Raw genomic sequence first — 25,695 nt, forward strand, 5'->3', positions numbered from 1 at the left:
CTCATTCGCTCCATCAACGACAAGGCCAGCCTCAAGGTCAGACGGAAAACGCTCGGATGGGACGACGATTATCTCGAAACCGCAATAACCGCAGCACACAAATGATTTTTCAAGCGATTCCCCTGATCTGACGTCAAAATGAGAGTCCGGCAGCGTGCCGGCCCGCCACCTATGCCGTACAAGCCGTAGCGCTCCGATGACACACTCCAAGCCACTCAAGGCCACACGCGCTTCACTGGCTTGGACGGTGCGTTCTTGGCGCATTGTCGGCTCCGACGGTGGCAGGGATTTGGACTCAGTGGCATGATCCAAGATACCTGAAACCGCCGGTCCTTGCTTGCACAAAGATACGATTCACCGAACAAAATCAATCGCTTGCCGTTTATGAACGGAAACTAACTAGTCCTTCAGGACATCAACGGTGGCGGCCACTGGGAGTGTACCCATCATCGCTTGGGCGTGTTTTCTTTCGTCTTGGCACGGGCTCGGAAACGGCGAGGTTGTCGCGGGATGTATCATGATGTTTCGCCTGTTCAGGCTGAGGCCTCCGTCCATTCAGGATCAAATCAAGTTCTTTGGTTCGTGCTCTGGATAGACCTGCTTCGTCCGCAAACATTGGCCAGCGATCGACAGCAGATCGGATGCGTTCAATCACGTTCAACGCTTCCTGCTCGGAAATGGAAGCGCCATTAGCGACGGCAAGCAAATGCTGCCGGCCTGGGTTCAATCCTTCCCCTGCAATCAATGCACTATGCTGTCCTCCCGGGCCTGCCGAGAAGGTCAGATCGTACGCCGGAGAGAGTTTCCACCGCCCATCCGATCCCATCAGGAAAGAATGGTTCTTCGAATGGTCGTCTCGGTTCCGTGCATACACATTGAAAACCATGTGACCGAACATGCGGAGAACCTCCGCGCTGTCTCTCGTCATCATATGCGTCAGTTTGTGAAGCGAACCGTAGTCAAGTGATGCTTGTCGATGGTCGGCATAGAGAAGACCGCTCGCAGTATGCATATGCAGTCGCCCCTGCGGTGTGCGGTCAAATCTCTTGGTCGCGAAAAGACGATTTCCCTTTTTTGTCTGCAGCACCCGCGTATCAGCCATCTCCAATCCGGCGGCACGCGCCATGAGCGCATAAGCGTGCTCCTCGACACCGATATCTATTGGGTCGTCGGAGCTACGCGATTTAACCATCCAGCGTTCGAGACCAGGCTTCAATTGATGGCCGTAATCGATCACAAAGGTATTCTGATCCGGGCTCAAGCCGATCATGATCTTGGGACGCGCGCCTGCGGAGCCGCCCTGAGCTCCCTGCAATGCGTCGATCTCAGCAGTATCCATCTCATTTTGAACAAGCTCAACCTGCTCAACGAACCAGTCCAAGTCGCCTCCACCATGCTTGTCATCGGGGAGTTCAGGGACGAAAGCCAATGCTCCCATTCCGGAAGTTCCTATCGCAGAAAGACGGACCAAAGCCGTAAGCGTATGGTAGTCTACCCCCGCTTTTTGAAGGCGGCGATCCAGCAATAGGCGTCCCCATCCATCTGGAATGCTGTCGTTAAAAAGCCCATGCAGCCCATTGAACGGTTCATGCTGAGATGGAAGAAGACCTGCCTTCACACCGAGATGGAACGGTGAAATTAGCAGTGGCGCGGCTATGAATTCGGCTGCGTACTCAAAGTAAGCCCGGCGTTCCTCGGTACTCCAGGCAAGCGTTCCCATATTCCGCTGGGACCCCTCGAGATCGAGAATCACCCTCATTTTTGTGATTGGCCTGAACTTCATTTCTTGCGAACTCTCTTCCTGGCCGGATGCCCGATGATGTCTTCAAGTGTCTTTGGAGGCCTTGAAGGAAACAAGCGCTCAAATTCAGCTTCTGCCTCCAAAGCGAATGCGAGCTTTACGACAGCTTCAAAGGATGCCTTGCCGGTCTCCTCAAAAACTCTCAGGGAGCCGTAGGAAACCCCAGCCTTGGAAGCTAGCTCTCGTTGGGTAAAATTGGCATCAATCCGCCGCCGCTTCATCCGTGTTGCGACACCTTCAATGATTTCCTTTGGGGAAGTCATATTAAATGTGATCATAATAGCACTTATATCCATAATATTAACTTAAGTGCCATAATAATAGCAATTAAGTTAGCCGTCAAGGCCACTGGCATCGATTAACCATCGTACATTTTTCCGATCGGCTCCCGTGCGCATTCCGGGTATGAGCCCGGTCCCATGTTCAGGACGGCACACATACAGCTTTGACTTTTTTCGGTGGCCCAGTGGCCGCCGCAGACCCTGTATGCCTGCAACCTAGAGCCTGAACATGACTGCCATCCCATTCGCCATCGCCTCGACCGTCGTGCAGCTTGCTGCATCGGTTTCGCGTGTCCGCACCACGTCCGGAGGTTTGGAAATACGCGGCTCAGTCGCCGTCCAAACCGCGGAGGGACTGAGCTTTGGCGGAGTCCGAAAAAGAACCGAAAGGGCAGCACTTCCTGCTGTCGCCGGAATGCCGGACGCTCACCGTCATGGACCTAGCAAAGGTCCGCGAGGAGACGGCCTACGGCTGGTTCAAGCGCATGCGCTGGCCGCAGACAGAAGGCAAACCGTTCTGTCCGCAGTGCGGGACGCTGCCGTCGGCATCGTGCCGCAGGAGGCGATGCTGCTCAATGACACGCTGAAGATGAACATCGCGCTGGGACGCCCGATCAATGAGGAGCGCCTACGCGCCGCGGCGGCCAAGGCAGCCATTCTCGAACGCATAGAGGCGATGCCGCAAGGCTTCGCCCGCTTCATGAAGTGAGCAACGGCAATCCGGGCTTCACGGCCAGCTTCGCTGTGGTCATGGGATGGACGTGAGGCGCTGTCCCCTGCCCCGTCGCCGATCAGCCGACGCTCTTGACCACATCAATGAACGCCCGAAGCGATGCCGGGACATGACGATGGCCGCAATAGTAGAGCCGCAACCCCGCCACGGCGGGCGACCAATCCTCCATCAAGGCGAACAGCCGTCCGTCGTCCAGCCATGGTCGCGCCGCCGTCTCGGGCACATAGGCGATACCGATGCCATCCGCCGCGGCCTCCACCATCAGCATTGTATGATCGAGCGTCACCACCCCCGGTACGTCGACAGCGATTTCCTGCCCGTGCTTCTCGAACTCCCAGCGGTAGAGCTTTCCGCTCGGGAGGCGCTGCCGGATGCAGCGGTGTCGCCGGAGATCCTCCGGCGCGCCGGGCCGGCCCGCCGCCGCCACATAAGACGGCGCCGCGACGGCCAGAAAGCGGAGATCCGCCCCGAAAGGGACCGCGATCATGTCTTGCGGCACCGCTTCCGCGAGCCTGATGCCGGCGTCGAAGCCCTGCTCGACGATGTCGACAAGGCGTCCGTCGGTGACGAGGTCGAGCGCGACCTGCGGGTAACGCTCAAGGAAGACGGGCACAACCCGCTTCAGCAGCAGGCGCATCGCGCCCTCGCCGCCATTGATCCGCAGCACGCCGCTCGGATGCCCTCCATCCTCGGCGACCGCGTCGATCGCCTGATCGAGATCCTGCAGCACCGGCTTCAACCGCCTGAGAAGACGCTCCCCCGCCTCGGTCGGCGCAACGCTGCGTGTCGTCCGGTGCAATAGGCGAACACCGAGGCTGCGTTCGAGCGCCGCGATCGTATGGCTGAGCGAGGAGCGCGAAACGCCCAGAACGTCGGCCGCCTGTCGGAAGCTTCGCTGCTCCGCGACTGCTGCGAAAGCCGTCAGATCGATGAGCGTTGGTCTTGCCATTGGTCAGGATTCTTCACCACCACATGCGGATTGTTGCCCATAGTAGCACGAATGTCGAGCCACTATTTTTCACGCATATCACTGAAGAACAGGAGGTCAGACAATGACGAAGACTTGGATTATCACCGGCGCCTCATCCGGTCTGGGGCGGATCATGACCGAGAAGCTGCTTGCCCGCGGCGATCATGTGGTTGCGACGGTTCGAAGACTGGATGCGCTGACCGACCTCCAGCAACGTCATGAGGCGGGTCTTCACGTCATTGCCCTGGATGTCACCGACACACACGGGATGCGAGCCGCGGTCGCCGGGGCCTTCGATCGGCTGGATCGGATCGATATCGTCGTCAGCAATGCCGGTTATGGCCTGTTCGGCGCTGCCGAGGAGGTGACCGACGAACAGATCGACCGGCAGATCGCGACGAACCTCGTCGGGTCGATCCAATTGATCCGCGCAAGCCTGCCGTACCTTCGGCGGCAGGGCGGCGGCCGCATCGTGCAGGTCTCGTCCGAAGGCGGGCAGATCTCATATCCGAATTTCAGCCTGTACCACGCCAGCAAATGGGGCATCGAAGGCTTTGTGGAAGCGGTCGCCAAGGAGGTGGCACCGTTCGGGATCGATTTCATCCTGGCGGAGCCCGGACCGACCGCCACCAAATTCGCAGCGGGGCTCGATTCGGCCGCGCCGACGAAGATCTACGATGCAACGCCTGCCGGCGACGTGCGGCGCGGGATCGCCGACGGCAGTTTCGAGATCAAGGGCGACGCCGCCAGAACAGTCGACGCGATCATCGCCGCCGCTGACGCCGAGCGCCCGCCGCTGCGGCTGGCGCTCGGCAGCACGGCATATGAAAGCATAAGCCGTGCTCTCGAAGAGAGGCTTCGAGCCATTCGTGCACAGCGCGACGTGGCCTTTTCCGCGGATCGCTAAAGGGAGAAATCTCATGAAACAGCAAGCTTATAGTTTGGTGGCAAGCGTCTTCGCGGCCATGCTTGTCGCCGCACCGGCAACGGCGCAGACGATGAACAAGGTGGTGGGGACGTGGCGGATGGTGTCGGCTCACATCGATCCGCAAGGCAGGAACGCGCCGGCCTATGGCCCAAATCCGCATGGCTGGCTCGTGTTCACCGAGGACCTGACGTTTGTCGAGGTCCTCACCGATCCTCGGGTCCCGAAATTCGCGTCCGATGTCCGGGGGCAAGGCACGGATGAAGAAAACCGCGCCGCGGTGGCGGGCAGCATGGGGTTTTTTGGTCGATACACCGTCGACGAAAATGGCGAGTTCAGCGGCAACCGTGTCGAAGGCTCGACCTTTCCCAACTGGGTCGGCAGCGAGCGCACGCGCGAGGAACTTCGCATGGTGGTCGACGGCGACCAGATGATCGAGAATTTCCGGCGTCCCGAGGGCACAGACATTCGCATCGTCTGGGAGCGCGTGAAGTAACCTCAAAAAAAGCGCCAGGCGCGGCTCAGCTCGGGCGCTGGCCTGTCGCTTGCCCGTTGCGCGCACCCGGCGTTGCATCTGCCATTTCAACCTCCACCAATGAAGCTTGGCCGAAGCGTTCCATCTCCCGTGCATGGAACGCTTCCAAGATTCAGGGCGTTTTGACCGGGCCGGCATTTCAGGTAATCCAACGCCCATGAACCGCGGGCCTTTTGGAGGCCATCCGACCTCTATCGGCGCAAGATGAAGGAACATCTCCGCACTCACACGTCACCGGGAAACTTCGTCTCGACCGGCGTGGTTTCGGGTGTCGCGCTGCGAACGTCATCCTTTGCTTTCATATATCCGCACCGCGGCGTCGCGCTCGGCGACATGCTGACGACAAATCTCGGCGCATGGTGCTTCTGCGTTCGTTTCCCCGCCAGACCGCGCGACACCACGTTCATCAGTATCCCCGCCGGGTTTGGCCGGCGGCCAATCTCATGCTACGCGGGCAGGAGGCAATCCATCATGTCAGTTGCCGGCGGTTTTCACTTCCCATATGGTCCCGCGAACTCTGCGAGATCGGGAAGAAATTCATGCACGGAAAAATAGCTGGAGAAGGCGGGCGACTGGCAGGGCGTCGCGAGTGGGTCGGCCTTTGCGTTCTGTCGATCGCCTGCCTCATCTATTCCATGGACTTGTCCGTCCTGTTTCTCGCAATGCCGGCGATCGTGGCCGATCTCGACCCGTCCGCCTCGGAACTTCTCTGGATAAACGACATCTACGGCTTCATGGTCGCCGGCTTTCTCGTCACCATGGGCACGCTCGGCGACAGGATCGGACGTCGGCGTGTCCTGCTGATCGGCGCTTTCGCTTTCGGCGTGGCGTCCGCATTGGCCGCTTTCTCGAGCACGGCCCAGCAATTGATTGTTTCGCGGGCATTGCTCGGCATTGCAGGTGCGACGATCGCCCCGTCAACCCTGTCCCTTGTGGTCAATCTGTTCCAAAATGAAGCCGAGCGAAACCGGGCGATCGGGATATGGGGCACGGCTTTCGCTTTGGGAGGCCTTGTGGGGCCGCTGATTGGCGGCGTGTTGCTGCAATATTTCCACTGGGGGTCGGTCTTCCTGATCAATATTCCGGTCATGATGGCGCTGCTCATCGCAGCACCTTTTCTGCTGCCGGAGTACAGGAGCGATGAGGGCGGCAAGCTCGACCTGTTGAGCGTCGTGCTGTCTCTGGCAACGGTCCTGCCGATCATCTACGGCTTCAAACATATGGCGGCCTATGGCTTCGAGACGCGTCAGCTGGTCCCGATATTGATCGGCCTGTTGGTGGGCGTTTTGTTCGTGCGCCGGCAGAAGACGCTGGCTCACCCGCTCATCGACCTCGGCCTTTTCCGCATACCGGCCTTCACCGCCTCGCTCATGGTCAATCTGGCCGGCGTCTTCTTCGTTTTCGGCGTCTTCCTTTTCCAAAACCTGTTCCTGCAGCTGGTGCTTGGACTTTCGCCTCTGGAAGCCGCCTTGTGGTCGATCCCGTCGGCACTTGTCTTCACGATCATGTCGTTCCAGGCCTATCGCATCACCAACCGTTTCGGCGCGGTCCGGACCGTTCTGATCGGCCTGCTCGTCAATGCGGCGGGAACCGCGGCGATGGCGGTCGCGGCCTATGCCGAAAGCCTCCTTGGCGTGCTGGGCGCAAGCATGATCATCGGCCTAGGCTTTGTCCCCGTCATTCTCACCACGACAGGCCTGATCGTCGGCACCGCCCCGCCCGAGCGCGCAGGCTCCGCCTCCGCAATATCCGAAACCAGCGCGGAATTCGGCGGTGCGCTCGGCATCGCCCTGCTTGGCAGCCTCGCCACGGTCGTATACCGCATATGGATGGATGGCGTGGATTTGAACAGCCTCGATGAGGCACAGGCCACGGCCGTCTCAGCCACGCTCGCCGGAGCGGTCGAGATCGCCAAGACTTTGGGCGGGGCAACGGCGCCGGCATGGCTCGAAACGGCCAGAACCGGCTTTGCGCTCGGCTTCGCCGTGTGCTGTATCGTTGCCTCCTTCACGCTGCTGGTGCTGGCGGCCATTACGCGAAAAGTGTATGCATATGTCCACATTGACGACAGCAGCGCGGCGGCGCACTGAAGGCATTGCGAAAGAGGCGCTGGCCCACATCGGCCAGGCGATCTGATCACTGCCGACCGCGGGATGGATAAGAGCTTGAACGCGCCGACGCACCATCGGCTCGCGCCATGAACGGCTCCTGGCGTGCCGCTGGTTCAGACCTCTGAGCCGAAGGACGGATTGGGGAGGAACTTTGGCCTTCGTGCCGGTTATCTCAACGACTCGGGCGCTGGAACTTTGGATCTGCGCATCGTGCTTTCCGACAACCACCTCGATCCCGGTGCGGCATTGGTATCAAGTGGCGATCACCCGGCGAGAGGCCGCCTGTAAGGGTTTCCATTCGATCTGCAATGGACTACAGAGCCCCTTCCGATCATCCCTCATTCGCGGTGCGCCATCGCGCCCCGGTCCACGCCCTTGCGAGCCGTTTTCATTGTGGTGTCGATTTCGGCACCACCAACTCCACCGTCGGTCTCTGCGCAAGAGGCAGCGACCCGTTCCTGATCCCCGTCGAGGGCGATCATCTCACCATCCCGTCCGCGCTCTTCTTCAGCCTCGAGGACGGCAGCGTGCATTTCGGCCGATCGGCCGTTCATGAATATATGGACGGCGCGGAGGGGCGTTTCATGCGGGCGTTGAAGTCGATCCTCGGCACCAGCCTGATGAAGGAAACGACGCTGGTCGGCCGCGACCGCGTGACGTTCCAGGGACTGATCGGCCGTTTCCTCCGTCATCTGAAGACGCCCAAAGTTCAAGCGTCGCCTCGATCGAGGCACCTGTCATCCATGATCTCCGAACCATCAAAACCCATGGATTCAGACCGCGAAAGAAATTGAAACTGTAATGCTAAGACGGCGAGCCGTTTCGGCTCGCCCATCTCCACCAGACGCCTAAGGCTGCCGATCTCGTATCATATCAGGCCACGGCTGCAATTTCGGGCTTCTCGATTGCGGTCAACCAACGGGCATAGAGATCACTGATGCCTTCCCTGAGGCCGATCCCGGCATGCCAGCCCATCGCCTCCATGCGCGAGGTATCGAGGCGCTTGCGCGGCGTGCCGTCGGGCTTGGTCGTGTCATAGGCGAAGCTGCCCCTGTAGCCGACGATTTCGGCAATCAGGCTTGCCAGATCGCGTATCGAAATCTCCTCGCCAGCACCGATATTGACGTGTTCGCAACCGCTGTAGTTCTTCATGAGATACACGCACGCATCGGCCAGATCGTCGACATGCAGGAACTCGCGCAGCGGCGTCCCCGTTCCCCAAAGCGTCACGCTTTGCAAACCGCTCATCTTCGCCTCGTGGATCCGGCGGATCAATGCCGGCAGGACATGGGATGTTTCGGGATCGAAATTGTCATTCGGGCCATAGAGGTTCGTCGGCATGGCGGAAATGAAGCAATCGCCATATTGCTTGTTATAGAACTGGGCGAGTTTCAGCCCCGCGATCTTGGCGATGGCATAAGCCTCATTGGTCGCCTCAAGCGCACCTGTAAGCAGCATCTCTTCCCGGATCGGCTGCGGCGCATTGCGTGGATAAATGCAGCTCGACCCGAGCCACAAGAGCTTCCGCACGCCCGTTTCATGCGCGGCATGTATGATATTGCCGGCTATCATTATGTTCTCGTAAAGGAATTCGACGGGATAGCGCGCATTCGCGGCGATGCCGCCGACGCGGGCAGCCGCAACGAATACGGCGTCGGGGCGTTCTGCCCTCATCCAGCGTTCCGTCTGCAACTGCCGGGTCAGATCCAGTTGCCCATGCTGAACGGTCAGAACGGTGCAGCCCTCCGTTCTCAAACGCCGCGCCAGCGCCGAGCCGACCAGGCCCGCATGACCGGCGACAAAGACGCGTTTGCCACGCAGAGGGAATTGCCCGTGTTCGTGATCATGTCCCGTATGATGTCCCATGAAAATCATTGCATCCGACCTCCCTCGTGATGTTGTGCAGATTCCAATCCAGCATTTCCGCGATGAGATTTGCGAATGGCAAACGTCTCCTGGCGGGAACGCCACGCATGGCTCAGAAAGCAGTTTTGGTTATTTTAAGAGGAGGTGAAATCGCTCCATTGTGCGCATCGCGCTTCACCCGAGGGTGTAGGCAGGGGCGAAACAGCCCGGTAGCGGGATCAACCTCGGTCTTTGCCGTGGCAGGCGGACACGCCTTAAGGGGTAGCGCAATACGAGCCCGGGTAGACCGCTAATGCCTTTGGCTTGCTTGTCCAGCTATCGCCCGTTCTGCAATTCTGGGTCGGAAGAAACGGGTCGGCGCCATGAGAATCCTCTTTGCAAACCGCTATTTCCATCCCGATCAGTCGGCCACGAGCCGGATGATCTCAAGCCTTGCCTTTTCACTGGCACGGGAGGGTATCGAGGTCGAGGCGATTGCCAGCCGCCATTATTATAACCGCCCGGACGAAGTGCTCCCGGCGGAGGAGATCATCAACGGCGTGCGGGTTCACCGGATCTGGACCTCAGGGTTCGGTCGAAGTTCATTGGTCGGTCGGGCCATCGATTACGCGACCTTTCATCTCTCGGCGATGGCGTGGTGGCTGCGCCATGCGCAGCGCGACGATATCTGCGTTGTGTGCACCGATCCGCCGCTTCTTGCGGTGAGCAGCGCATTGCCGATCAGGCTTCGCGGAGCGAAGCTCGTCAACTGGGTCATGGACCTTTTCCCGGAAACGGCGATGGAACTCGGGATGATGCGCGCCGACAATCTTTCGGGCAGGGTCGCGCTTGCACTGCGCAACTGGTCGATGCGCCGCTCCGCCCTGACGATATGCCCGATCGAAGCGATGGCACACCATCTGGCCGGCCAAGGCGTGACAAAAGAGCATCTGAGCGTCGTTCATCACTGGTCCGACAAGAACGAGATCCAGCCCGTGCAGCCGAAGGAGAACGGACTGCGCAAGGCGTGGGGATTGAGCCGCAGCTTCGTCATCGGATATTCCGGCAATTTCGGCCGGGCGCATGAATTCATCACCGTGCTCGACGCCGCCGAAAAGCTCATGGGCGTGAAGGGCATCCGTTTCCTCTTCATCGGCGACGGGCAGCAAAGGCCGTTCGTCGAGGCCGAGGTCAGGCGCAGGGGCTTGAGCAATGTGGTTCTAAAGCCGTTCCAGCCGGCGGAGAACCTGTCAGAAAGCCTGTGCGTGGCGGATCTGCATCTCGTATCGCTGCTGCCGCAACTCGAATATTGCATTGTGCCGAGCAAGTTCTACGGCGTTCTGGCAGCCGGACGTCCGACCATCTTCATCGGCGATCCCGATGGCGAAATCGCTTCGTCGGTGCGGACATTCGAATGCGGCGAGGCTGTGAAGCCGGGGGATGTCGCCGGGCTGATCGATTTCATTCTGCGCTTGAAACAGTCGCCCCTGCTCCGGGCCACCATGGGCAACAATGCGCGATATCTCCTGGAAACCGCCTATTCGCGTGAATATGGGACCGGCGTCTGGCATTCGGCGGTCGCCCGTCTCGCCGCGCCCGACGAACCGGCCACCGTACCGTCGCTGTCCAGCGGAGTGCTGCGATGAGCGGAAGCATCGTCGTCAGCCAGCTCGGCGCCAGGATGCATTATGCCGTGCCGCGCATTCTGGCGGGCGACGGACGGCTTGCGCATTTCTATACCGATATCTGCGCCACGAAGGGCTGGCCCCGGCTCTTACAAGCGCTTCCGCCGCGCACGCTGCCGCTGGCAATCCGGCGGCTCGTCGGGCGTGTGCCCCATGATATTCCGCCTGACAGGACGACGACCTTTCCATCCTTCGGGCTCTATTCCGCCATCAGGCGCCTTGCCGGAAAGAGCCGCTCCGACGAAACGGCGAACGCACTTTGGGCCGGCGAACGTTTCGGCACCCTCGTCGCTGCCGAAGGCTTCCACGATGCTGCCGGCATCTACGCCTTCAGCGGAGAGGCGCTGGAGCAGTTGAAAACGGCGCGCACCCGCGGGTTGTGGACCGCGGTCGAGCAGATGATCGCCCCGCGCGATGTGGTGGACAGGCTTGTCAGCGAGGAGGACGCCGCTTTTCCGGATTGGCAGATGCCCGCCACGGACGATCCTTTTGCCGCAGCCTTCATCGCGCGCGAGCGGGCCGAATGGGCGCTTGCCGATATCGTCATCTGTCCATCGGAATTCGTCCGCCGCCATGTGATCGAAAGCGGCTGTCCCGCCGCGCGCGCCACCGTCGTTCCCTATGGGATCGACAGCCGTTTCATTGTGGCGCGGCGCGAGCGCGAGCCGGGGCCGCTGCGTATACTGACCGCGGGCGAGATTTGCCTGCGCAAGGGCTCGCCCTATGTTCTCGAGGCTGCAAGACGCATGCGTGGACGGGCGATCTTCCGCATGGTCGGTCCCTGCACTGTGTTGCCCCAGGCACGCGCCGCACTGGAGGCCGTCGTCGAACTGAAAGGTGCGGTGCCGCGCAGCGAAATGCTGGAGCAATATGCCTGGGCGGATGTGTTCCTGCTGCCATCGATCTGCGAGGGCTCGGCGACCGCCGTCTATGAGGCGCTGGCGGCGGGACTGCCCGTGATCTGTACCGAAAACACGGGCAGCGTCGTGCGGCACGGGACAGACGGATTCATCGTGCCTATCCGCGATGCGGGTGCGATCGTCGACGCTTTGGAACAGCTTATGGACCCGTCCTTGCGCCGGGGTATGGCTGCAAATGCGCTTGCACGTGCGGCCGAATTCACGCTGGAACGCTATAGCGAACGCCTGTTGGCGGTGCTCTCCGGCGTCCACAGAAGCGAGGATATCCCCTCATGTGCGGAATAGCCGGCATCGTCTCGCAGGATCGCCCCACGGTCGCCGGAGCGCTGCACAGGATGGTGCAGGCGCAAAGGCATCGCGGACCGGACGGCAGCGGCGAAAGCATCATGCCTTTCGGCAGCGGCGTCCTGGCGCTCGGTCACACGCGTCTTGCCGTCATCGACGTTTCGCCGGCCGGCGCGCAGCCGATGGTCCATCCCGAAACCGGCGACCGTCTCGTCTTCAATGGCGAGATCTACAATCATGGCCAGCTGAGGCGCGAACTTGCGGCACGCGGCTGCGCTTTCCGGGGGACGAGCGACAGCGAAACCCTGCTGCACGCGCTCGTGGAGTGGGGCCCCGATTGCATCGCGCGGCTCGAAGGCATGTTCGCCTTCGCATTTCATCGCGCGGCGACGGGCGAATTGCTGCTGGCGCGCGATCCGCTCGGCATCAAGCCGCTCTACATGGCATATGACCGCGACCTGATCTTCGCCAGCGAGGTGCGGGCAATCCTGCGCTCCGGTCTCGCCCCGCAGGAGATGAGCGTCAGGGGACTGGCAGGGCTTCTCTCCTATGGCGCGATGCAGCATCCTTTCACGCTGTTCGAGGCCATTCGTTCCTTTCCTGCGGGATGCTGGCAGCGCTTTCATGCGGATGGGCGGATAGATGATCCAATCCACTACTGGAGCCCTCCCCGTCCCGATCCAGCACTCGGCATGGAGGCCACCATTGCGGCGGTCCGGCAGACGGTGGACGCGGCGGTCCGCGATCATCTGGTCAGCGACGTTCCGCTCGGACTGTTCCTGTCGTCGGGGCTCGACAGTTCCATCGTCGCCGGCACGGCGTCGCGGCATGTGCGCGATCTGCGCAGCTTCACCGTCGGCTTTGCCGACAACCCCGACATGAACGAACTGGCGCTGGCGAGCAGGACCGCCGAATTCTTCGGTCTCCAGCATACGGAATGCCTCATCAATGGCGGCGATGCGCTTGATGCGGTCACATCCTGGCTCGATGCGCTCGATCAGCCCTCCATCGACGGCCTGAATGTCTATGTCATATCGAAGGCCGCACGCGCGCACGGCATCAAGGTGGCGCTTTCCGGCCAGGGCGGCGATGAACTGTTCGGCGGCTATTCCACCTTCCGCGACGTGCCGATGCTTCAGCGGATGATGCGTCCCGTATCAGCACTTCCGCCCGGGCTTCGCCGCCGTCTTGCCGATATCGCGACCATCGGACGCTCGGCCAGCACACGAGCGAAAGCATCGGCGATCGCCGGCTGCGACGGCGATCTCGTCAGCCTCTACATGCAGCGACGGCGGCTGATGACGCCGGCGCAGCTTCGCCGTCTCGGCCTGAATCATGTCGCGGCGGGGCTTACGGCGGATTTCCACGATCCACATGAGATCGATGCGCTTTCCATCGAGGAAAACGACCCCGCATGGACGGTTTCGCTATTGGAGAGCAGATTCTATCTCGGCAACATGCTCCTCAGGGATGGCGATGCCAACAGCATGGCGCACGGGTTTGAAGTCCGGGTGCCGTTCCTCGACCGCCGTCTGCTCGACCTGACGGGCTCCATCCCGGCGCATATCCGTCTTCCGGCCGGCGGGAGCCCCAAGCATCTTCTGCGCGCGGCCTTCGCCGATATCCTGCGGCCCGAACTCCTCTCGCAGCCGAAATCGGGTTTCGCCCTGCCGATCGGACGATGGATGACCGGGCCGCTCCTCGATGTCTGCCGCAGCGGCATCGAGAGCCTGAAGGAATGCGGCCTGCTCGCGCCCGCCGGCGTCGATGCGATATGGGATATCTTTGCCGCCGAACCGGAGACGCCGGCCTGGTCGCGGGCGTTCCTGTGCGTCGTCATCGGCCAATATCTGCAACGGGTCTGCGAACCCGCCGATGTGAGGCTGGCGTCATGAAGATCATCCCATGAAAATTATCCATGTCATCGGTTCGGTCGATCCGGCCAAGGGCGGTCCGCAGGCCGTCGTCATCCGTCTCGCCGCTGCCCAGGCGGCGCTCGGGCACGATGTGCATCTCGTCAGCTATGGCAATCCGGAAATCGAGAGACGGTCGTTTCTGGCGGCAGCCGCGATCCCCGATTTCGGCAAGGTGCAGCGCCACATCCTGCCCATGCCGAGGCGCATGGAGAGGCTTTTCGCGCCGCGTGCACGCCGCCGCCTGCGCCGTCTGCTGGCGGGGGCCGATTTCGTGCATCTGCATGGCGTGTGGGAGGCGATCCTGCCTGCCGCCGCCGCACTGGCGCGGCGGCGCGGCATTGCCTATTGCGTGCGCCCCGCGGGCATGCTCGACGTCTGGAGCCTGAAACAGAAAGCCTGGAAAAAGCAACTTGCGCTTATCGCCGGTTATCGCCGGATGCTCGACGGCGCGGCCTTCATCCAGGCATTGAATGCGGACGAAGCCCAGTTGATGGAACCGCTTGCCCTCAAGGCTCCAAGCGTCGTCATTCCGAACGGCATTTTCCTCGAGGAACTCGAGCCTGGCGGCAGGAGCGGCACATTCCGCCGTCGCATTCCGGCCCTCGGCGACAGGCGTTTCATCCTGTTCCTTTCGCGTCTGCATTACAAGAAAGGTCTCGACATCCTGGCCGAAGCCTTCGCCATGGCCGCGGCTTCGTGCCCCGATGTCGATCTCGTCGTGGCCGGGCCGGATGAAGGGGCCGGCGAGGCTTTCAAGCGGGCGATCGCCGCAAAGGGCCTGTCCGACCGCGTGCATATCACCGGCCCGGTCTACGGCCGGGAAAAGATCGATGCGATGCGCGAGGCGGAATGTTTCTGCCTGCCGAGCAGGCAGGAAGGTTTCAGCGTGGCTATTACCGAGGCGCTTGCCTGTGGGCTGCCTGTGGTCATCACCGATGCCTGCCATTTTCCCGAGGTGGAGAGCTCCGGTGCAGGCCTGATATGCAGCCTCGATGCGGCCGCCGTCGCCGATGCGCTCGCGACCGTTCTCTGCGATCCCCTGGCGGCGCGTGCCATGGGCGAGAGAGGCGGCGCGCTGGTTCGGCAGCACTACACATGGCCGAAAATCGCCCACCGCACGATCGAGGCCTATGCGGCGGTCCTGGATATCAAGCGGCGCGTCTTTACGGCGCGGGCAGGATTGCCGGCATAGACCGTCCAGGCATCGAGATCCCTGAAGGCGACGCCGCGCGCGCCCAACACCGCACCCTCGCCCACCGTCACGCCCGGTCCGACGAACGCTTCCGCCGCGATCCAGCCATGCATGCCGACCGAGATCGGCCGGGATTTGAGCGGGAAATCCGGATGATTGATATCATGCGTTCCGGTGCAAAGATGCGCGCGCTGCGAGACGATGGCAAAATCCGCAAGGCTTACGGGCGCGACATTGTAGCAGATGGCGCCGGGCCCGAGTGAAGAATGGGCGCCCATGCAGAGATGCGCCGGCCACCATATGCGCGCACTGCCGCGCACGATCGCCGTTCTGTGGATTTGCGCTCCGAAGGCGCGCAGGATCAGGCCGCGCCAACGCCACATGAAGGATGGCGTCCAGGCGGCGAGGAGAAGCCACGCCGCCGACCAGACCAGCCGCATCAGGCGATGGCGAAGCGCGAAGGTCGGCCCGCCGAGAAGCGGCGCTGATGCTGAAGGCAGGGAATGCGGATCGGAATAGCGCGACAGCATCGGCATTACCTCCAGGATAACTGTGGAGCCGGTGCACGATAGCCGCCGACGATCGACGGGAGCGCCATACCCCGGAACCTGGCAAAAGCCAGAATCGGCACCAGAAACAGCGCCATGTGGATCCAGACCTGCACGACCCAGTCCGTTTGATGCGAGATCGCATGCATGGCTGGAACGATCGACATCATATAGACGAGTTGCGCCGTCGCCCCGCCGGCCATGGCGGATTTCCATATCCGGCAGACGAGATAGGAAAGGAGGAAGAACTTGACGGCGCCGAAATACCAGAATGAGGAGAAAGCGTCGACGAACCCGGTTTCGGTCGTGCCGGTCAAAGGCTGATAATTGCGCTCGGGCTTCGGCGTGTTCAGCCTGAGCGCGTCCTTGAACGACGTTCCCACGAGTTGAGCCGGAACAAAGGTGAAAACCAGCTTGTTCCAATGGAATTTGCCATAATCGAATTCCAGCCTGCGGTCGATCTCATCGATGCGCTGCACGGCATTGCGCATCTCCAGCCCGCCTTCCTTGAGCGTTTCCTCGAAATTGCCAACGACATCGATTTCCAGCACGTAGTCCCAGACCGGGCCGGAATTGGCGCGTGTTATCTGGCGATAATCGGACATGCTGGTCATGAAAAAGCTTCCGATGAGGATCCCCGCGATCATGACCGAACGCGGCACGATCCAGCGGCGATGGAACCAGACGGCAAGCAATATCATCATGACCAGTTCCAGCGCCTCGGCGCGTTTGCCTGTCACGATGATGCGATCGAAATAGAAGATCAGATCGAAGCCGATGATGAGCGCGCCGGTGAGCGTCGGGCGGCGGGTAAAGCACAAGAGCGCTATCGCCAATCCGTAGGTCATGAGGCGGGCGAAAAAGAGATAGACGACCGGTGTTCCGGTCATCTGCACACCGATCGAGATTTCGCCCGGCAGACGGCTCAAAAGGAAATAGAAATAGGCCCCGACGATGGAAAGAAACGCCGCGGCGATTAAAAGCCGCCTTTGGCTGAAGGTCTGGTTCAGGAAAGTGAAGGGCCGCGCCGTTTGCGACCAGCCGAACCGTAGCATCACAAGGCAGAGAATCGCCATCAGCATGGTTTTGACATAAGCGCCGGAAGGCAGGAAGGGATCGCTTGCCAGGCTCGGAAGCTGAGGAATGATGAAGCCCAGCGTCATCACGGCGGCCAGGAACGGAAACTGATACATCTTTTCCGGCCGCAGGATTCCGGCGGTGAAATACCACGCCACGATGAGGACGAATATCCAGGTCACCAGCCAGTTCATGTCCGCTGCTCCACATCGAGACAGGATGGCGCTGTGGCGTCGGCTTCAGGCACTCGATCTGCAGAAAAAAACCTCAGCCTGTACCATAGCAGCTTGGGATATTCCTTGAGGATGGCGATGCCGTAGGGGCCGAAGACGGTTTCCAAGAAAGTTTCCGGCGGTTCGACGACGGACGACATCCAGTTTATGCGGGGGCATGTATTGGCGAAACTTTCCACCGCGCGGCGCGAATGGAACCAGTTGGTCACCACCACGGCGTTGCGGACGTTCAATCGTTCCAGAAATGGTGCCGAATAAAGCGCGTTCTGCCATGTGCTGCCCGACAGGCACTCGACCAGGATGGCGGAAGGCGAAACGCCGTTGCGGATCATATCGCGGCGGATGGAAAGACAGTCGCCGTCACCGCTGACGAGCACGATCGGCGCCGTTCCTTCAAGCCAGAGTTCAGATGCATGAACTGCCCGGGCCGGACCGTCTCCGCCCAAAACGACGATCACATCGGCCTTGCCGGTTTCGCCGCGTATGGTCAGCTGGGGATCGGCCCAGAAGATGGCCGCCAGCGGGCATATCGCAAGCATGGCGCAAAGGATCGCCCCGCGCAGAAGGATGGGGCGGCGACTATCGATATCACCCGGCGCGGACGCATGCCTCGCATTGGCGGTACTCACCCGGCAAATCCCCGCGGACGCTGACGCTGTTCCTCGGTCTTCACCACAATCATGAACTCATAGGCGGAAAGCAGGCGGCAATAGAAATAACCGGGCTTGCCGTCGAGAAAGCCGCCGCGCAGCAGATACATATAGAGGAACCGCAGGGTGGGCCTGAAGGGCAGCCTGTAGGAGAGAGCCTTCAGGCCGCGCCGCCGGAGATCGGATTTGGCGCTGAACAGGCTCTTCCAGTCGATCTTGCGGTCCAGTCTCCGGCCCGACGACAGATCGGCTTCCACCGAGGAATAGCGGTTATGTTTGTCATACCAGGCTTCAAGGCCCTTGTTGAAGCTGTAGTGGATGAAATGGGACTTCAGTTCGCCGGTCGGGCCGTCGCCTGTGCAGCGCGAATGGACGGAACGTTCGAAACGCACCCTGTCCGGCCGCACCAACCTGGTGATCCAGGTCGGATAAAGGCTGCTGCGGCGGATCCAGCGGCCCATGAACATGTTCTTGTAGCGCGCCTTGAAAAACGCTTCGGGCCGGGTCGGGTCACGGGCAATGGCCAGCATCTCGTCACGCAGATCCGGCGGGGTGATCTCGTCGGCATCGGGGGTATAGACCCATGGGTATTTGAACTCGATCTCGGTCAGACCATACATTCTTTGACGGTCTTCGCTGTCATAGGCCCGCCGGTAGACGCGGGCGCCCGCCGCCTCCGCGATTTCGACCGTGCGGTCCGTGCTGAAAGAATCGAGGATGACGATATCGTCGCTCCATGAAAGCGAGGCGAGGCAGGCGGGCAGATTGGCTTCCTCGTTCAGCGTCATGATGAGAACCGAAATGCTCATGGTGCAGCTCCGGGAATGGTCGTTTGTGGATTTACAGGACGCGGCAGGTGAAGCGCCGCGCGGGACTGGCCGGTGGTCATCCGGAGGACGAAGACCGTGTGCAGAACCGCCGGAACGACGAGGCCGACGACCAGCAACTCTTCCGGCACCCGGAAGATGATGCCGAGATAGGCAACGGCGCCGCATAGTGCCGAAAGAGCGACGAGCACGACGGTCGTCCTGGCCGGCGACAGGCCGGTCTGCAGCAACAGATGATGAAGATGCCACCGATCGGCGGAAAGCGGGCTGCGTCCGGCCGCGATACGACGGACAATGAGACTGAGCGTGTCGATGGCCGGAATGACGACCAGCCAGAGCAGGACGGGGAATGGCAACCCGCTCTTGCCCACGGACAAGGCGATGATGAAACAGCCTATAGCCGCGCCGAGCAGCGTGCTGCCCGCATCACCGAGAAAGACACTGGCCTTCATGCGCCAGCGGTGACGCAAGTTGAAACCGAGAAAGCCGACCACCGCGGCAAGCAGGATCAGGGATTGCATCATGACCGAGGCATATCCCGCATGAAGTGCGAGAAGCGCCAGCCAGAACAGCGACGCGGCGGCGCTGCCGCCGGCAAGCCCATCGACGCCGTCGGTCATGTTGACGGCGTTGATGATGCCAACGATGAAGAATACCGCCATCGGAATGATGATCGGAGAAAGCTGATCCGCCAGTTCGGGCGAAACGATGACCGAAAGATTGAGGTGAGCCGCGTCTCCGATACCGATAATCATATAGGCGGCGAGGGTCTGAATCAGAAGTCGCGGCAGTGCGGGCAGGCCGAAACGATCGTCCAGCGCACCGAAGACCAAGATAATGCAGAAGCCTGATACAACGGGCCAGGAGAGCTGCATCGCGTTCTCCAGCCAGATATTGGCTATGACGAAGGCAGCAAAGATAGCGATCCCACCGCAAAGCGGGACTGCACCCTCGTGCAGCTTTCGCGTGTCTGGAAAGTCCAGGAAATGCCATTCACCGGCAAAGCGCTTCAGGCTGATGTTCAGAACAACCGACAGGAAAAACGCAGTCCATATGCTGAGATGATAGCTCGCCAATTCGTCCTCCCAAATTCCGGTCGATTTCCGGCGGTCAAACGCCGCGCAAGCAGCGTCCACGCGTCTGAAGGTTCTACTGGGAGGCGGCGGCAGGGACGACTTGGCAAATCAGGGGAAGCGTCACGCCTCTGGATAGAGGCCGCTCCGCCGAAATGGGTAAGATCACCGCTCAATAGTGACTAAGCCGGAGCTGATTTGCGAAAAGGCATGCCTTTGATCAACCGAATAGAATCGAAGCTTTGCCAGCCGTCACAGAAATCTTCGCAGCGGATGATCATAACGATAAAATGGAGAATTTCATGGTTGCAGACGCACGGGCCGTTGCCATCGCTACCCCTTCCATATGCGAATCCCTCCTGCTCGCGCTCGAGGCCAACGGCGTCCTGTCGCGCGCGGAAATCGATGCGGAGACGACACTCGATCAAGCCGGGTCGCAAAGCACTGCCGATATGATGGCGGCCAGCAATCTGGTTAGCCGCATAAGGGAAGGAAAGAACAACCGATGAGGGTAGGACATCAGGCTTCTCCCCGAAACTCTTCGGCTCATCCTTTTGGCCTAAGCCTTACGCAGATTGGCGACGTTTTCCGAACGGCAGAACGGCTTATCTTCAGACCGGGCGGAGGAAACCTATCCGGCACGCATATTCCGTGATGGAACGATGGTTCTTTGCGCCCTCTCGAGGGAGCACTGGAATGAGCGAAACGGGATCGTACCCGCCCGCAGAAACGATGACCCGGTGCCGGAAAGCCGGCAAGATTATGGGACGGGACGACGCATGAGCAGGTTCCGCCAGGCATTCCTCATGGCCACCCTGGAGCAATATCTGGGACTGCTGATCGGGGTCGGCACGATCGCGGCGATGGCGCGGCTGCTCACGCCTGCGGAAATCGGCCTTGGCGTGATCGGACTGGGAATCGGCACCATCGTCTTCTCGCTGCGCGAGTTTGCCAGCCCGGACTTCCTCATCAAGCGCGATCATGTCGATATACAGGACGTGCGGACCTCGTTCACCGTCCTCCTCGCCCTGACCACGGGGCTCTCCCTGCTGCTTTATCTTGGACGCGGCTGGCTGGCGGAATTCTACCATGACAGGTCGCTTTTGTATTTTCTCGATCTTCTCATCGTCGCGGCATTCATCGAAACCCTGTCGCTTCCGACAATCGCGCTGTTGCGCCGCGACATGGCATTCGGAATTCTCGCCCGGGTCCGGACGGTGGGAAGCGCCGTCGCGGCGTCAACCACCATCGGCCTGGCGGTTTTCGGCGGTGGCCACATGAGCTTTGCCTTCGGCCTGCTCTCCGGGGCGCTGACCACCACCCTGCTCGCATTCGCCGCGCGCCCGGTCGTATCGATTTTCCGCCCGAGTGTTTCGTCGCTGCGGGATGCGTTACATTTCGGCTCCTATATGGGCGCGACGTCCGTATTGAACAAAATATACGAGACACTGCCGCAGCTCCTGCTCGGGCGCATCATGACGCCCAGTTCGGTTGGGATATTCAACCGCGCCAACGCCGTCTGCAGCTTGCCGGACCGGGTGTTTCTGTCAGCTGTATTTTCCGTCGCGTTCCCCGTCCTCGCCGAGCAGGTGCGCCAGGGAGAAAGTTTGCGTGCTTCCTATCTGCGGGCGATCAGCTACATCACCGTCGTCTACTGGCCTTCGCAGATCCTGCTGGCGCTGCTCGCCTATCCCACAGTGCGCATCATCCTTGGCGAAAACTGGAGCGATGCGCCTCCCATCGTCGCCATCCTGTGCCTGGCGAGCACATTCTGGTTTCCGGTCATCCTGACATACCCGCTGCTGATCGCGCTGGGGGAAAACCGCGAAGCCTTCGTTTCCAACTGCATCGCGCGCATCGCTTCCGCCGTGGTTTTATGCAGCGCCGCCTTCTGGGGGCTGACGGCGCTGGCGCTCAGCCAGTTCATAACCCTGCCTTTCCAGATGATGGTGTCGCTTTACTTCGTGAGGAAGCACGTGCAGTTCGAATGGGCGCATCTGATGGAGGCCATCCGGCCAAGCGCCATCGTCACCGCAGGCGCCATGGTCGGGCCGGTCATTGTCATTGCGGCCCATGGCTTCGACCTCGACATATCGCCGCTTGCCGGCTTTCTCGCCGGTATCCTCGCCATCATGGGCTGGCTGACGGCACTGGTGAAGACACGCCATCCGTTCCTCACGGAAGTCGACCGTATCTGGCAGAAGGTTCGGCCATTGATGCCGCTGCGGGGAGCCGGGAAAAATGCAGCCGGCCCATCCAGCGTCACGCCTGCGGAATGAATTCGACCGGGAGCATGTGAAGCGATGAGCAGCGTCGATATTCTGATCCCCAACTATAATTACGGGCGTTATCTCCGGGCCTGCGCCGACAGCGTGCTGTCGCAGGATATCGACGATCTGCGGCTGCTCATCATCGACAATGCCTCGACCGACGGCAGCGTCGATGTCGCACGGGAGATAGCCACCCGCGACCCACGCGTCGAATTGCGGCTGCGCCGGGAAAATCTCGGGCCGCATTCCTCATTCAACGAGGGCATCGACTGGGCCCGATCGGATTATTTTCTTTTGCTCTTCGCCGATGACTTTCTCGTCCCCGGCGCGCTGCGGCGCGCAGCCGCCATCATGGACCGCGAGCCCGACGTCGCTTTCACCTATGGCCGTGACGTGGCGATAAGAGGAAACGAGCCCATTCCGGATATCAACCGGCAGCCGGTGCATGTCCCCTATCGCCTGCATCAAGGCCGCGCTTTCATCAAACAGTTCTGCAGGCTCGGCGTTTTCCAGATACCGGGGCCATCCATCGTCATCAGGACCAGCGTGCAGAAGCGCGTCGGCTATTACCGCACAGAGCTCCCCCACAGCGACGATTACGATGTGTGGCTGCGGTTGGCGCTTCACGGCAGCATCGCGGAGCTCGACTGCATCCAGGCAGGCATCCGCTCGCATGACGCAAACCGCTCGAGTGAACTGAGAGCCCGGCAGATCATGCATATCCTGCATACCGCGGAGGCCGCCGAATGCTTCTTCACTCATGAAGGCAAGGACATGCCCGATAGCACCTATCTGCGGCGGCTTGCACGGCGGGGGATCGCCGAACGCGCCTACTGGTCCGCCGTTTCACATATTCAGCGCCGCGAGCCCGGCGCGATGGAGCTTCTGAAGCTGGCGTTCAGACTGCGGCCGCGCACCGCCATTCTTCCGCCGCTGGGCTATCTCTTGCGGCGACCGGATACGGTCCGACGATTCAGAGCCCTGATCGGCGCCAGCAATATCGTGGATGTCAAAATGGCTTGAAGGCAGGTGTCTCTAAGCAGCGCCGCGATTATTGACAGGCAATCCCATGAGCTTGTCGCGCAGCAGATCTTCCTGCTCCATCAGCTGGGCACGGAATGTTTCCACGCCATAGCGAACCTTGTGCTTCAATTCCTGATATCTCTCCAGCATGGATGAGAACTGCATCTCCAGCGCTTCCGTGTCGAAGGTCTCGACATGATGGCAGAATTCCGCCAGTCCGGTACGGATCAGAAGCTCGTCGTTCTTTTCGGCATAGCCGAGCGAAATCGCCGGACGTCCAGTGCTGAGCGCGCAGATCACATTGTGGTAGCGCGTGGCGACCACCAAATCCGTCTGCACGATCTGGCGCATCAAATCATGCAAGGAGGACATCTCCTCGGCAACGATCTTGCAGCTGGCGCCATTCTCCGGACCGCTATTCACGATCGCCAGCAGATCCCCGATAGCCTGCCGGTCGACGACGCCGCCCGTCAAAAGTCTTACCGCCATTCCCTGCGCGAGCAGCCAGGCGACGAAGTCGGACATCTTCTGGAGATAGGCTCGATAGATCGCCTCTCCATCGCTCCCTTCCTTCTTCCATCCGGAATAGGCCATGACGCCGACGCCGACAGTCATGACAGAAGCCGTGCTTAGCCGGCTTTCCTCCGGAACGGGCAGCCCGAAGGCGAGGTCGCCATAGACCCGATCACGCGCGACATCGAGGCCGATGCCCTTCATGAAAGAATAGGACGGTTGATCCCGATAGGACCGATAGCAGGCCATACGGGCGGCGGATTTCATGAAGATTCGGCTCAACGGATGCCGAATGGGTCCCGCACCTATGCTGACAAAGGCGAGTTTCGCTCCGCCTAGCCGCGCCGCGAGACACCAGCGGAAGATCACATAGGGCCAGCCGAGCGGAGATTCGCAGAAATCATCGAGAATACCTGTTCCGGGGATGATGATGAGGTCCAGTTTCCTGGCAATGCGGATGGCAGCGAAGAAATCCCCGATGCGGCGCGGCATCTGCTTGAAGGTGGTATCGGCGAGACGCAGAAGCCGGTTTTGCGGCTGATCGCCGCTGATGGCGACGGCCTCCAGCCGATATTGCCGCCGCACCACATCCGGCCGGGGGCAGATGCACAGCAATTCGGCATCCGGCACCGTTCTCCTGAGAAAAGCGAGCATGGCTTCAAGCGAACCGTCATTCCCCGAGTTTCCGGAACCGAACTGCCCGAAGAGACCGATCCTCATTCGCTGATACTCCGAACAACAACAGGGTGGAAACGAGTCCATCGATCTCAGAAGCATAAACACATGCCGGTGACGGCGAAATTATCATGAAGGCGAAAGGGGCCCTCGCCGATCCATCCGATTGGCGGAGCCCGCTACCTACCATTGCCGATCCGCGATGCTGTCGCGATCGACTACGTTGAAGGCCGGTCCGTGCAACCCGACAGCAAATGGGGCAGTCATGAGATTTGCTTATTTCGCCCGCCCGCATATCGGCGGGACCTATTCCGTCTTCAAACAGTTGCGGCACGGGCTGGCGCCCTCCGGCATCGAAATCCGCTGGCTGAGCACCGGCAAAACCGATGTGGAGACCGATGAGCGGTGGCGCACCGAACTTTCGATCGGCGATGCGCTCGACCCGCGGGGCAGGCTCGGCGAAAAAGAGCGCGCCGCAGTGCTGCTGCGGTTCATCGAGGAAAACGGCATCGACGGCGTTTTCATCAATGTGCTTGCCGACCGGCTGGAGACCAATATCGTCCGTTATCTCCCGCCGCATGTGCTGCGTTTCATGATCGTCCATACCATAACGCCGGCAACCTATGCCGCTGCCGCTTCCATCCGTGATCACCTGCATGCGACGATCGGCGTATCGCAGCGTTGCCGCGGCGATCTCATCTCTCGCTTCGGCTTTCCGCCCGAGAGGACCGCGGCGATCGCGAATGCCGTCGATTTCACGGATGCGGGCTCCCATCCGCGCAGCGCCCCACCCCCAGGCGGATTGCGGCTTCTGTTTTTGGGCCGGATTGACGATACATCGAAGGGTGTCTTCTGGCTGCCGCGCATGATGGACCGCCTGCCGCCTTCCGTGACGCTGACGGTTGCCGGCGACGGTCCCGACCTGCCGAAGCTCCGCAAGCAGTGCGCCGCCCACAACGGCCGCGTCACCTTCACAGGCGGCATCCCACATGAAAAGGTCAGGGATCTGCTCGCCGCGCATGACGTCCTCGTCATGCCGTCGCGTTTCGAGGGGTCTCCGATGTCGCTGATAGAGGCCATGACGGCGGGTTGCATCCCCGTCGCTTCCGAAATCAGGGGCGTCACGGACACGATCGTCGATCACGGCGCCGACGGAATGCTTTTCCCGGTCGGCGACTGGCGGCAGGCGGTCCAACATATCGAGACTATCCGCATGAGTTCAGCTCTTCTTTTAGCCATGTCGCGCGCAGCACGGGCCAAGGCCGAAAGCGGCTTCACCACGACCAGGATGGCGGCCTCCTACGCGGCACTCATAGCCGCCGTCAAAGCCGATCCGCCCATCCTGGCTCCACTGCCACTTGCGGAATGGAGCCTTCCCGCCGGGCTACGCACCAGCCTGCGCACCTATCTGCCGCAACCGGTCAAGAACTGGCTGCGGCTGGTCCAGGAACGGCTCCACGCAGCCGCTCCATCCGTCTGAGCGCCTCCTTACGCCTTCCGCGGTAGGAAACATCCGCCCTATTGCGAAAGGGAAATCCCGGTGAAACCACCTAAACTGGCCCGATGAACCCCTGCCGCCACCGGCAGGACTCCTGAGCCTTGTGATC

24 protein-coding genes are annotated in these 25,695 nt (G+C 60.9%); 13 read left to right on the top strand and 11 right to left on the bottom strand.

Features of this window, described 5'->3' with window-relative positions; all coding sequences use genetic code 11:
• Positions 1-415 precede the first annotated feature (415 nt).
• Together C5748_RS20190 and C5748_RS20195 are read right to left on the bottom strand one after the other, a co-directional pair.
• Positions 416-1,720: a type II toxin-antitoxin system HipA family toxin gene (locus C5748_RS20190; protein WP_245581885.1), complete on the bottom strand. Its 1,305-nt coding sequence runs from the start codon at positions 1,718-1,720 to the stop codon at positions 416-418.
• 59 nt (positions 1,721-1,779) lie between these two features.
• Positions 1,780-2,079, bottom strand: a complete 300-nt coding sequence (locus C5748_RS20195; protein WP_245581886.1) for a helix-turn-helix domain-containing protein — start codon at positions 2,077-2,079, stop codon at positions 1,780-1,782.
• 232 nt (positions 2,080-2,311) lie between these two features.
• Here C5748_RS20195 and C5748_RS29340 point away from each other — a divergent pair, with 232 nt between their 5' ends.
• Positions 2,312-2,791 (top strand): P-loop NTPase family protein, encoded by a 480-nt coding sequence (locus tag C5748_RS29340; RefSeq protein ID WP_146119577.1) that lies wholly within the window; start codon positions 2,312-2,314, stop codon positions 2,789-2,791.
• A gap of 82 nt (positions 2,792-2,873) precedes the next feature.
• Here the strand turns inward: C5748_RS29340 and C5748_RS20205 are convergent, their stop codons facing one another.
• Positions 2,874-3,764, bottom strand: coding sequence for a LysR family transcriptional regulator (locus C5748_RS20205; protein WP_105743746.1), 891 nt, complete (start codon positions 3,762-3,764; stop codon positions 2,874-2,876).
• A 103-nt stretch (positions 3,765-3,867) separates the two neighbouring features.
• Between C5748_RS20205 and C5748_RS20210 the strand changes: the two genes are divergently transcribed.
• Positions 3,868-4,692, top strand: coding sequence for an SDR family oxidoreductase (locus tag C5748_RS20210; protein WP_105743747.1), 825 nt, complete (start codon positions 3,868-3,870; stop codon positions 4,690-4,692).
• Positions 4,693-4,705: 13 nt separating this feature from the next.
• Complete coding sequence (locus C5748_RS20215; protein ID WP_105743748.1) at positions 4,706-5,206, top strand: lipocalin-like domain-containing protein; 501 nt, start codon at positions 4,706-4,708, stop codon at positions 5,204-5,206.
• A 263-nt stretch (positions 5,207-5,469) separates the two neighbouring features.
• On the opposite strand, the gene C5748_RS20220 is transcribed toward C5748_RS20215, so the two are convergent.
• Positions 5,470-5,652, bottom strand: coding sequence for a hypothetical protein (locus tag C5748_RS20220; protein WP_105743749.1), 183 nt, complete (start codon positions 5,650-5,652; stop codon positions 5,470-5,472).
• Positions 5,653-5,784: 132 nt separating this feature from the next.
• Between C5748_RS20220 and C5748_RS20225 the strand changes: the two genes are divergently transcribed.
• Positions 5,785-7,335: an MFS transporter gene (locus C5748_RS20225; protein ID WP_105743750.1), complete on the top strand. Its 1,551-nt coding sequence runs from the start codon at positions 5,785-5,787 to the stop codon at positions 7,333-7,335.
• 329 nt (positions 7,336-7,664) lie between these two features.
• Positions 7,665-8,150 carry an acetate and sugar kinases/Hsc70/actin family protein gene (locus tag C5748_RS20230; RefSeq protein WP_245581887.1) on the top strand — a complete coding sequence of 162 codons (486 nt, stop codon included), beginning with the start codon at positions 7,665-7,667 and terminating at the stop codon, positions 8,148-8,150.
• Between the two features lie 79 nt (positions 8,151-8,229).
• On the opposite strand, the gene C5748_RS20235 is transcribed toward C5748_RS20230, so the two are convergent.
• On the bottom strand, positions 8,230-9,231 hold the full coding sequence (locus C5748_RS20235) for a GDP-L-fucose synthase family protein (RefSeq protein WP_425350282.1): 1,002 nt from the start codon (positions 9,229-9,231) through the stop codon (positions 8,230-8,232).
• A gap of 353 nt (positions 9,232-9,584) precedes the next feature.
• Here C5748_RS20235 and C5748_RS20240 point away from each other — a divergent pair, with 353 nt between their 5' ends.
• From C5748_RS20240 to C5748_RS20255, 4 genes are read left to right on the top strand one after another with little or no spacing between them, the layout of a single operon-like run.
• Positions 9,585-10,847, top strand: coding sequence for a glycosyltransferase family 4 protein (locus C5748_RS20240; protein WP_105743751.1), 1,263 nt, complete (start codon positions 9,585-9,587; stop codon positions 10,845-10,847).
• Positions 10,844-12,091 (top strand): glycosyltransferase family 4 protein, encoded by a 1,248-nt coding sequence (locus tag C5748_RS20245; protein ID WP_105743752.1) that lies wholly within the window; start codon positions 10,844-10,846, stop codon positions 12,089-12,091. Before C5748_RS20240 ends, C5748_RS20245 begins: the two co-directional genes overlap by 4 nt.
• The gene (asnB, locus tag C5748_RS20250) at positions 12,079-13,986 is read left to right on the top strand and encodes an asparagine synthase (glutamine-hydrolyzing) (RefSeq protein ID WP_105743753.1); all 1,908 of its coding nucleotides are present in this window, start codon (positions 12,079-12,081) and stop codon (positions 13,984-13,986) included. Before C5748_RS20245 ends, asnB begins: the two co-directional genes overlap by 13 nt.
• A 10-nt stretch (positions 13,987-13,996) precedes the next feature.
• Positions 13,997-15,199 (top strand): glycosyltransferase, encoded by a 1,203-nt coding sequence (locus C5748_RS20255; protein WP_105743754.1) that lies wholly within the window; start codon positions 13,997-13,999, stop codon positions 15,197-15,199.
• Here C5748_RS20255 and C5748_RS20260 read toward each other — a convergent pair.
• The 5 genes from C5748_RS20260 to C5748_RS20280 are packed head-to-tail and all read right to left on the bottom strand — an operon-like array spanning position 15,136 to position 19,610.
• Entirely contained in the window at positions 15,136-15,729 is a 594-nt protein-coding gene (locus tag C5748_RS20260) for an LbetaH domain-containing protein (RefSeq protein WP_199194856.1), read from the bottom strand. The genes C5748_RS20255 and C5748_RS20260 overlap by 64 nt on opposite strands.
• Before the next feature lie 5 nt (positions 15,730-15,734).
• On the bottom strand, positions 15,735-17,018 hold the full coding sequence (locus C5748_RS20265) for a hypothetical protein (protein ID WP_245581888.1): 1,284 nt from the start codon (positions 17,016-17,018) through the stop codon (positions 15,735-15,737).
• Positions 17,015-17,686, bottom strand: a complete 672-nt coding sequence (locus tag C5748_RS20270) for a YdcF family protein (protein ID WP_105743756.1) — start codon at positions 17,684-17,686, stop codon at positions 17,015-17,017. Before C5748_RS20270 ends, C5748_RS20265 begins: the two co-directional genes overlap by 4 nt.
• A complete protein-coding gene (locus C5748_RS20275) occupies positions 17,683-18,516 on the bottom strand; it encodes a glycosyltransferase family 2 protein (protein WP_105743757.1) in 834 nt (277 codons plus the stop codon). The genes C5748_RS20270 and C5748_RS20275 overlap by 4 nt, the downstream gene beginning before the upstream one ends.
• On the bottom strand, positions 18,513-19,610 hold the full coding sequence (locus C5748_RS20280; protein WP_105743758.1) for an MraY family glycosyltransferase: 1,098 nt from the start codon (positions 19,608-19,610) through the stop codon (positions 18,513-18,515). The genes C5748_RS20275 and C5748_RS20280 overlap by 4 nt, the downstream gene beginning before the upstream one ends.
• A 299-nt stretch (positions 19,611-19,909) precedes the next feature.
• Here C5748_RS20280 and C5748_RS20285 point away from each other — a divergent pair, with 299 nt between their 5' ends.
• From C5748_RS20285 to C5748_RS20295, 3 genes are all read left to right on the top strand, one after another.
• Positions 19,910-20,116 (top strand): hypothetical protein, encoded by a 207-nt coding sequence (locus C5748_RS20285; RefSeq protein ID WP_146119578.1) that lies wholly within the window; start codon positions 19,910-19,912, stop codon positions 20,114-20,116.
• A gap of 270 nt (positions 20,117-20,386) precedes the next feature.
• Positions 20,387-21,886 carry an oligosaccharide flippase family protein gene (locus tag C5748_RS20290; RefSeq protein ID WP_105743760.1) on the top strand — a complete coding sequence of 500 codons (1,500 nt, stop codon included), beginning with the start codon at positions 20,387-20,389 and terminating at the stop codon, positions 21,884-21,886.
• 24 nt (positions 21,887-21,910) lie between these two features.
• Entirely contained in the window at positions 21,911-22,900 is a 990-nt protein-coding gene (locus C5748_RS20295) for a glycosyltransferase (RefSeq protein WP_105743761.1), read from the top strand.
• 12 nt (positions 22,901-22,912) lie between these two features.
• Here C5748_RS20295 and C5748_RS20300 read toward each other — a convergent pair whose 3' ends face one another.
• The gene (locus tag C5748_RS20300) at positions 22,913-24,133 is read right to left on the bottom strand and encodes a polysaccharide pyruvyl transferase family protein (protein WP_105743762.1); all 1,221 of its coding nucleotides are present in this window, start codon (positions 24,131-24,133) and stop codon (positions 22,913-22,915) included.
• A 220-nt stretch (positions 24,134-24,353) separates the two neighbouring features.
• Here C5748_RS20300 and C5748_RS20305 point away from each other — a divergent pair, with 220 nt between their 5' ends.
• Positions 24,354-25,568: a glycosyltransferase family 4 protein gene (locus tag C5748_RS20305; RefSeq protein ID WP_105743763.1), complete on the top strand. Its 1,215-nt coding sequence runs from the start codon at positions 24,354-24,356 to the stop codon at positions 25,566-25,568.
• Positions 25,569-25,695: the final 127 nt, after the last annotated feature.

The sequence above is a fragment of the Phyllobacterium phragmitis genome, from assembly GCF_002980495.1.
In the GTDB taxonomy this organism is placed as follows: domain Bacteria; phylum Pseudomonadota; class Alphaproteobacteria; order Rhizobiales; family Rhizobiaceae; genus Paramesorhizobium; species Paramesorhizobium phragmitis.

What these genes read in the sequence shown, in the direction of transcription:
- C5748_RS20190 (WP_245581885.1), bottom strand. Translation starts at nt 1,720, where the DNA reads ATGGGAACGCTTGCCTGGAGTACCGAGGAACGCCGGGCTTACTTTGAG.
- C5748_RS20195 (WP_245581886.1), bottom strand. Translation starts at nt 2,079, where the DNA reads ATGATCACATTTAATATGACTTCCCCAAAGGAAATCATTGAAGGTGTC.
- C5748_RS29340 (WP_146119577.1), top strand. Translation starts at nt 2,312, where the DNA reads ATGACTGCCATCCCATTCGCCATCGCCTCGACCGTCGTGCAGCTTGCT.
- C5748_RS20205 (WP_105743746.1), bottom strand. Translation starts at nt 3,764, where the DNA reads ATGGCAAGACCAACGCTCATCGATCTGACGGCTTTCGCAGCAGTCGCG.
- C5748_RS20210 (WP_105743747.1), top strand. Translation starts at nt 3,868, where the DNA reads ATGACGAAGACTTGGATTATCACCGGCGCCTCATCCGGTCTGGGGCGG.
- C5748_RS20215 (WP_105743748.1), top strand. Translation starts at nt 4,706, where the DNA reads ATGAAACAGCAAGCTTATAGTTTGGTGGCAAGCGTCTTCGCGGCCATG.
- C5748_RS20220 (WP_105743749.1), bottom strand. Translation starts at nt 5,652, where the DNA reads ATGAACGTGGTGTCGCGCGGTCTGGCGGGGAAACGAACGCAGAAGCAC.
- C5748_RS20225 (WP_105743750.1), top strand. Translation starts at nt 5,785, where the DNA reads ATGCACGGAAAAATAGCTGGAGAAGGCGGGCGACTGGCAGGGCGTCGC.
- C5748_RS20230 (WP_245581887.1), top strand. Translation starts at nt 7,665, where the DNA reads ATGGACTACAGAGCCCCTTCCGATCATCCCTCATTCGCGGTGCGCCAT.
- C5748_RS20235 (WP_425350282.1), bottom strand. Translation starts at nt 9,231, where the DNA reads ATGATTTTCATGGGACATCATACGGGACATGATCACGAACACGGGCAA.
- C5748_RS20240 (WP_105743751.1), top strand. Translation starts at nt 9,585, where the DNA reads ATGAGAATCCTCTTTGCAAACCGCTATTTCCATCCCGATCAGTCGGCC.
- C5748_RS20245 (WP_105743752.1), top strand. Translation starts at nt 10,844, where the DNA reads ATGAGCGGAAGCATCGTCGTCAGCCAGCTCGGCGCCAGGATGCATTAT.
- asnB (WP_105743753.1), top strand. Translation starts at nt 12,079, where the DNA reads ATGTGCGGAATAGCCGGCATCGTCTCGCAGGATCGCCCCACGGTCGCC.
- C5748_RS20255 (WP_105743754.1), top strand. Translation starts at nt 13,997, where the DNA reads ATGAAAATTATCCATGTCATCGGTTCGGTCGATCCGGCCAAGGGCGGT.
- C5748_RS20260 (WP_199194856.1), bottom strand. Translation starts at nt 15,729, where the DNA reads ATGCTGTCGCGCTATTCCGATCCGCATTCCCTGCCTTCAGCATCAGCG.
- C5748_RS20265 (WP_245581888.1), bottom strand. Translation starts at nt 17,018, where the DNA reads ATGAACTGGCTGGTGACCTGGATATTCGTCCTCATCGTGGCGTGGTAT.
- C5748_RS20275 (WP_105743757.1), bottom strand. Translation starts at nt 18,516, where the DNA reads ATGAGCATTTCGGTTCTCATCATGACGCTGAACGAGGAAGCCAATCTG.
- C5748_RS20285 (WP_146119578.1), top strand. Translation starts at nt 19,910, where the DNA reads ATGGTTGCAGACGCACGGGCCGTTGCCATCGCTACCCCTTCCATATGC.
- C5748_RS20290 (WP_105743760.1), top strand. Translation starts at nt 20,387, where the DNA reads ATGAGCAGGTTCCGCCAGGCATTCCTCATGGCCACCCTGGAGCAATAT.
- C5748_RS20295 (WP_105743761.1), top strand. Translation starts at nt 21,911, where the DNA reads ATGAGCAGCGTCGATATTCTGATCCCCAACTATAATTACGGGCGTTAT.
- C5748_RS20300 (WP_105743762.1), bottom strand. Translation starts at nt 24,133, where the DNA reads ATGAGGATCGGTCTCTTCGGGCAGTTCGGTTCCGGAAACTCGGGGAAT.
- C5748_RS20305 (WP_105743763.1), top strand. Translation starts at nt 24,354, where the DNA reads ATGAGATTTGCTTATTTCGCCCGCCCGCATATCGGCGGGACCTATTCC.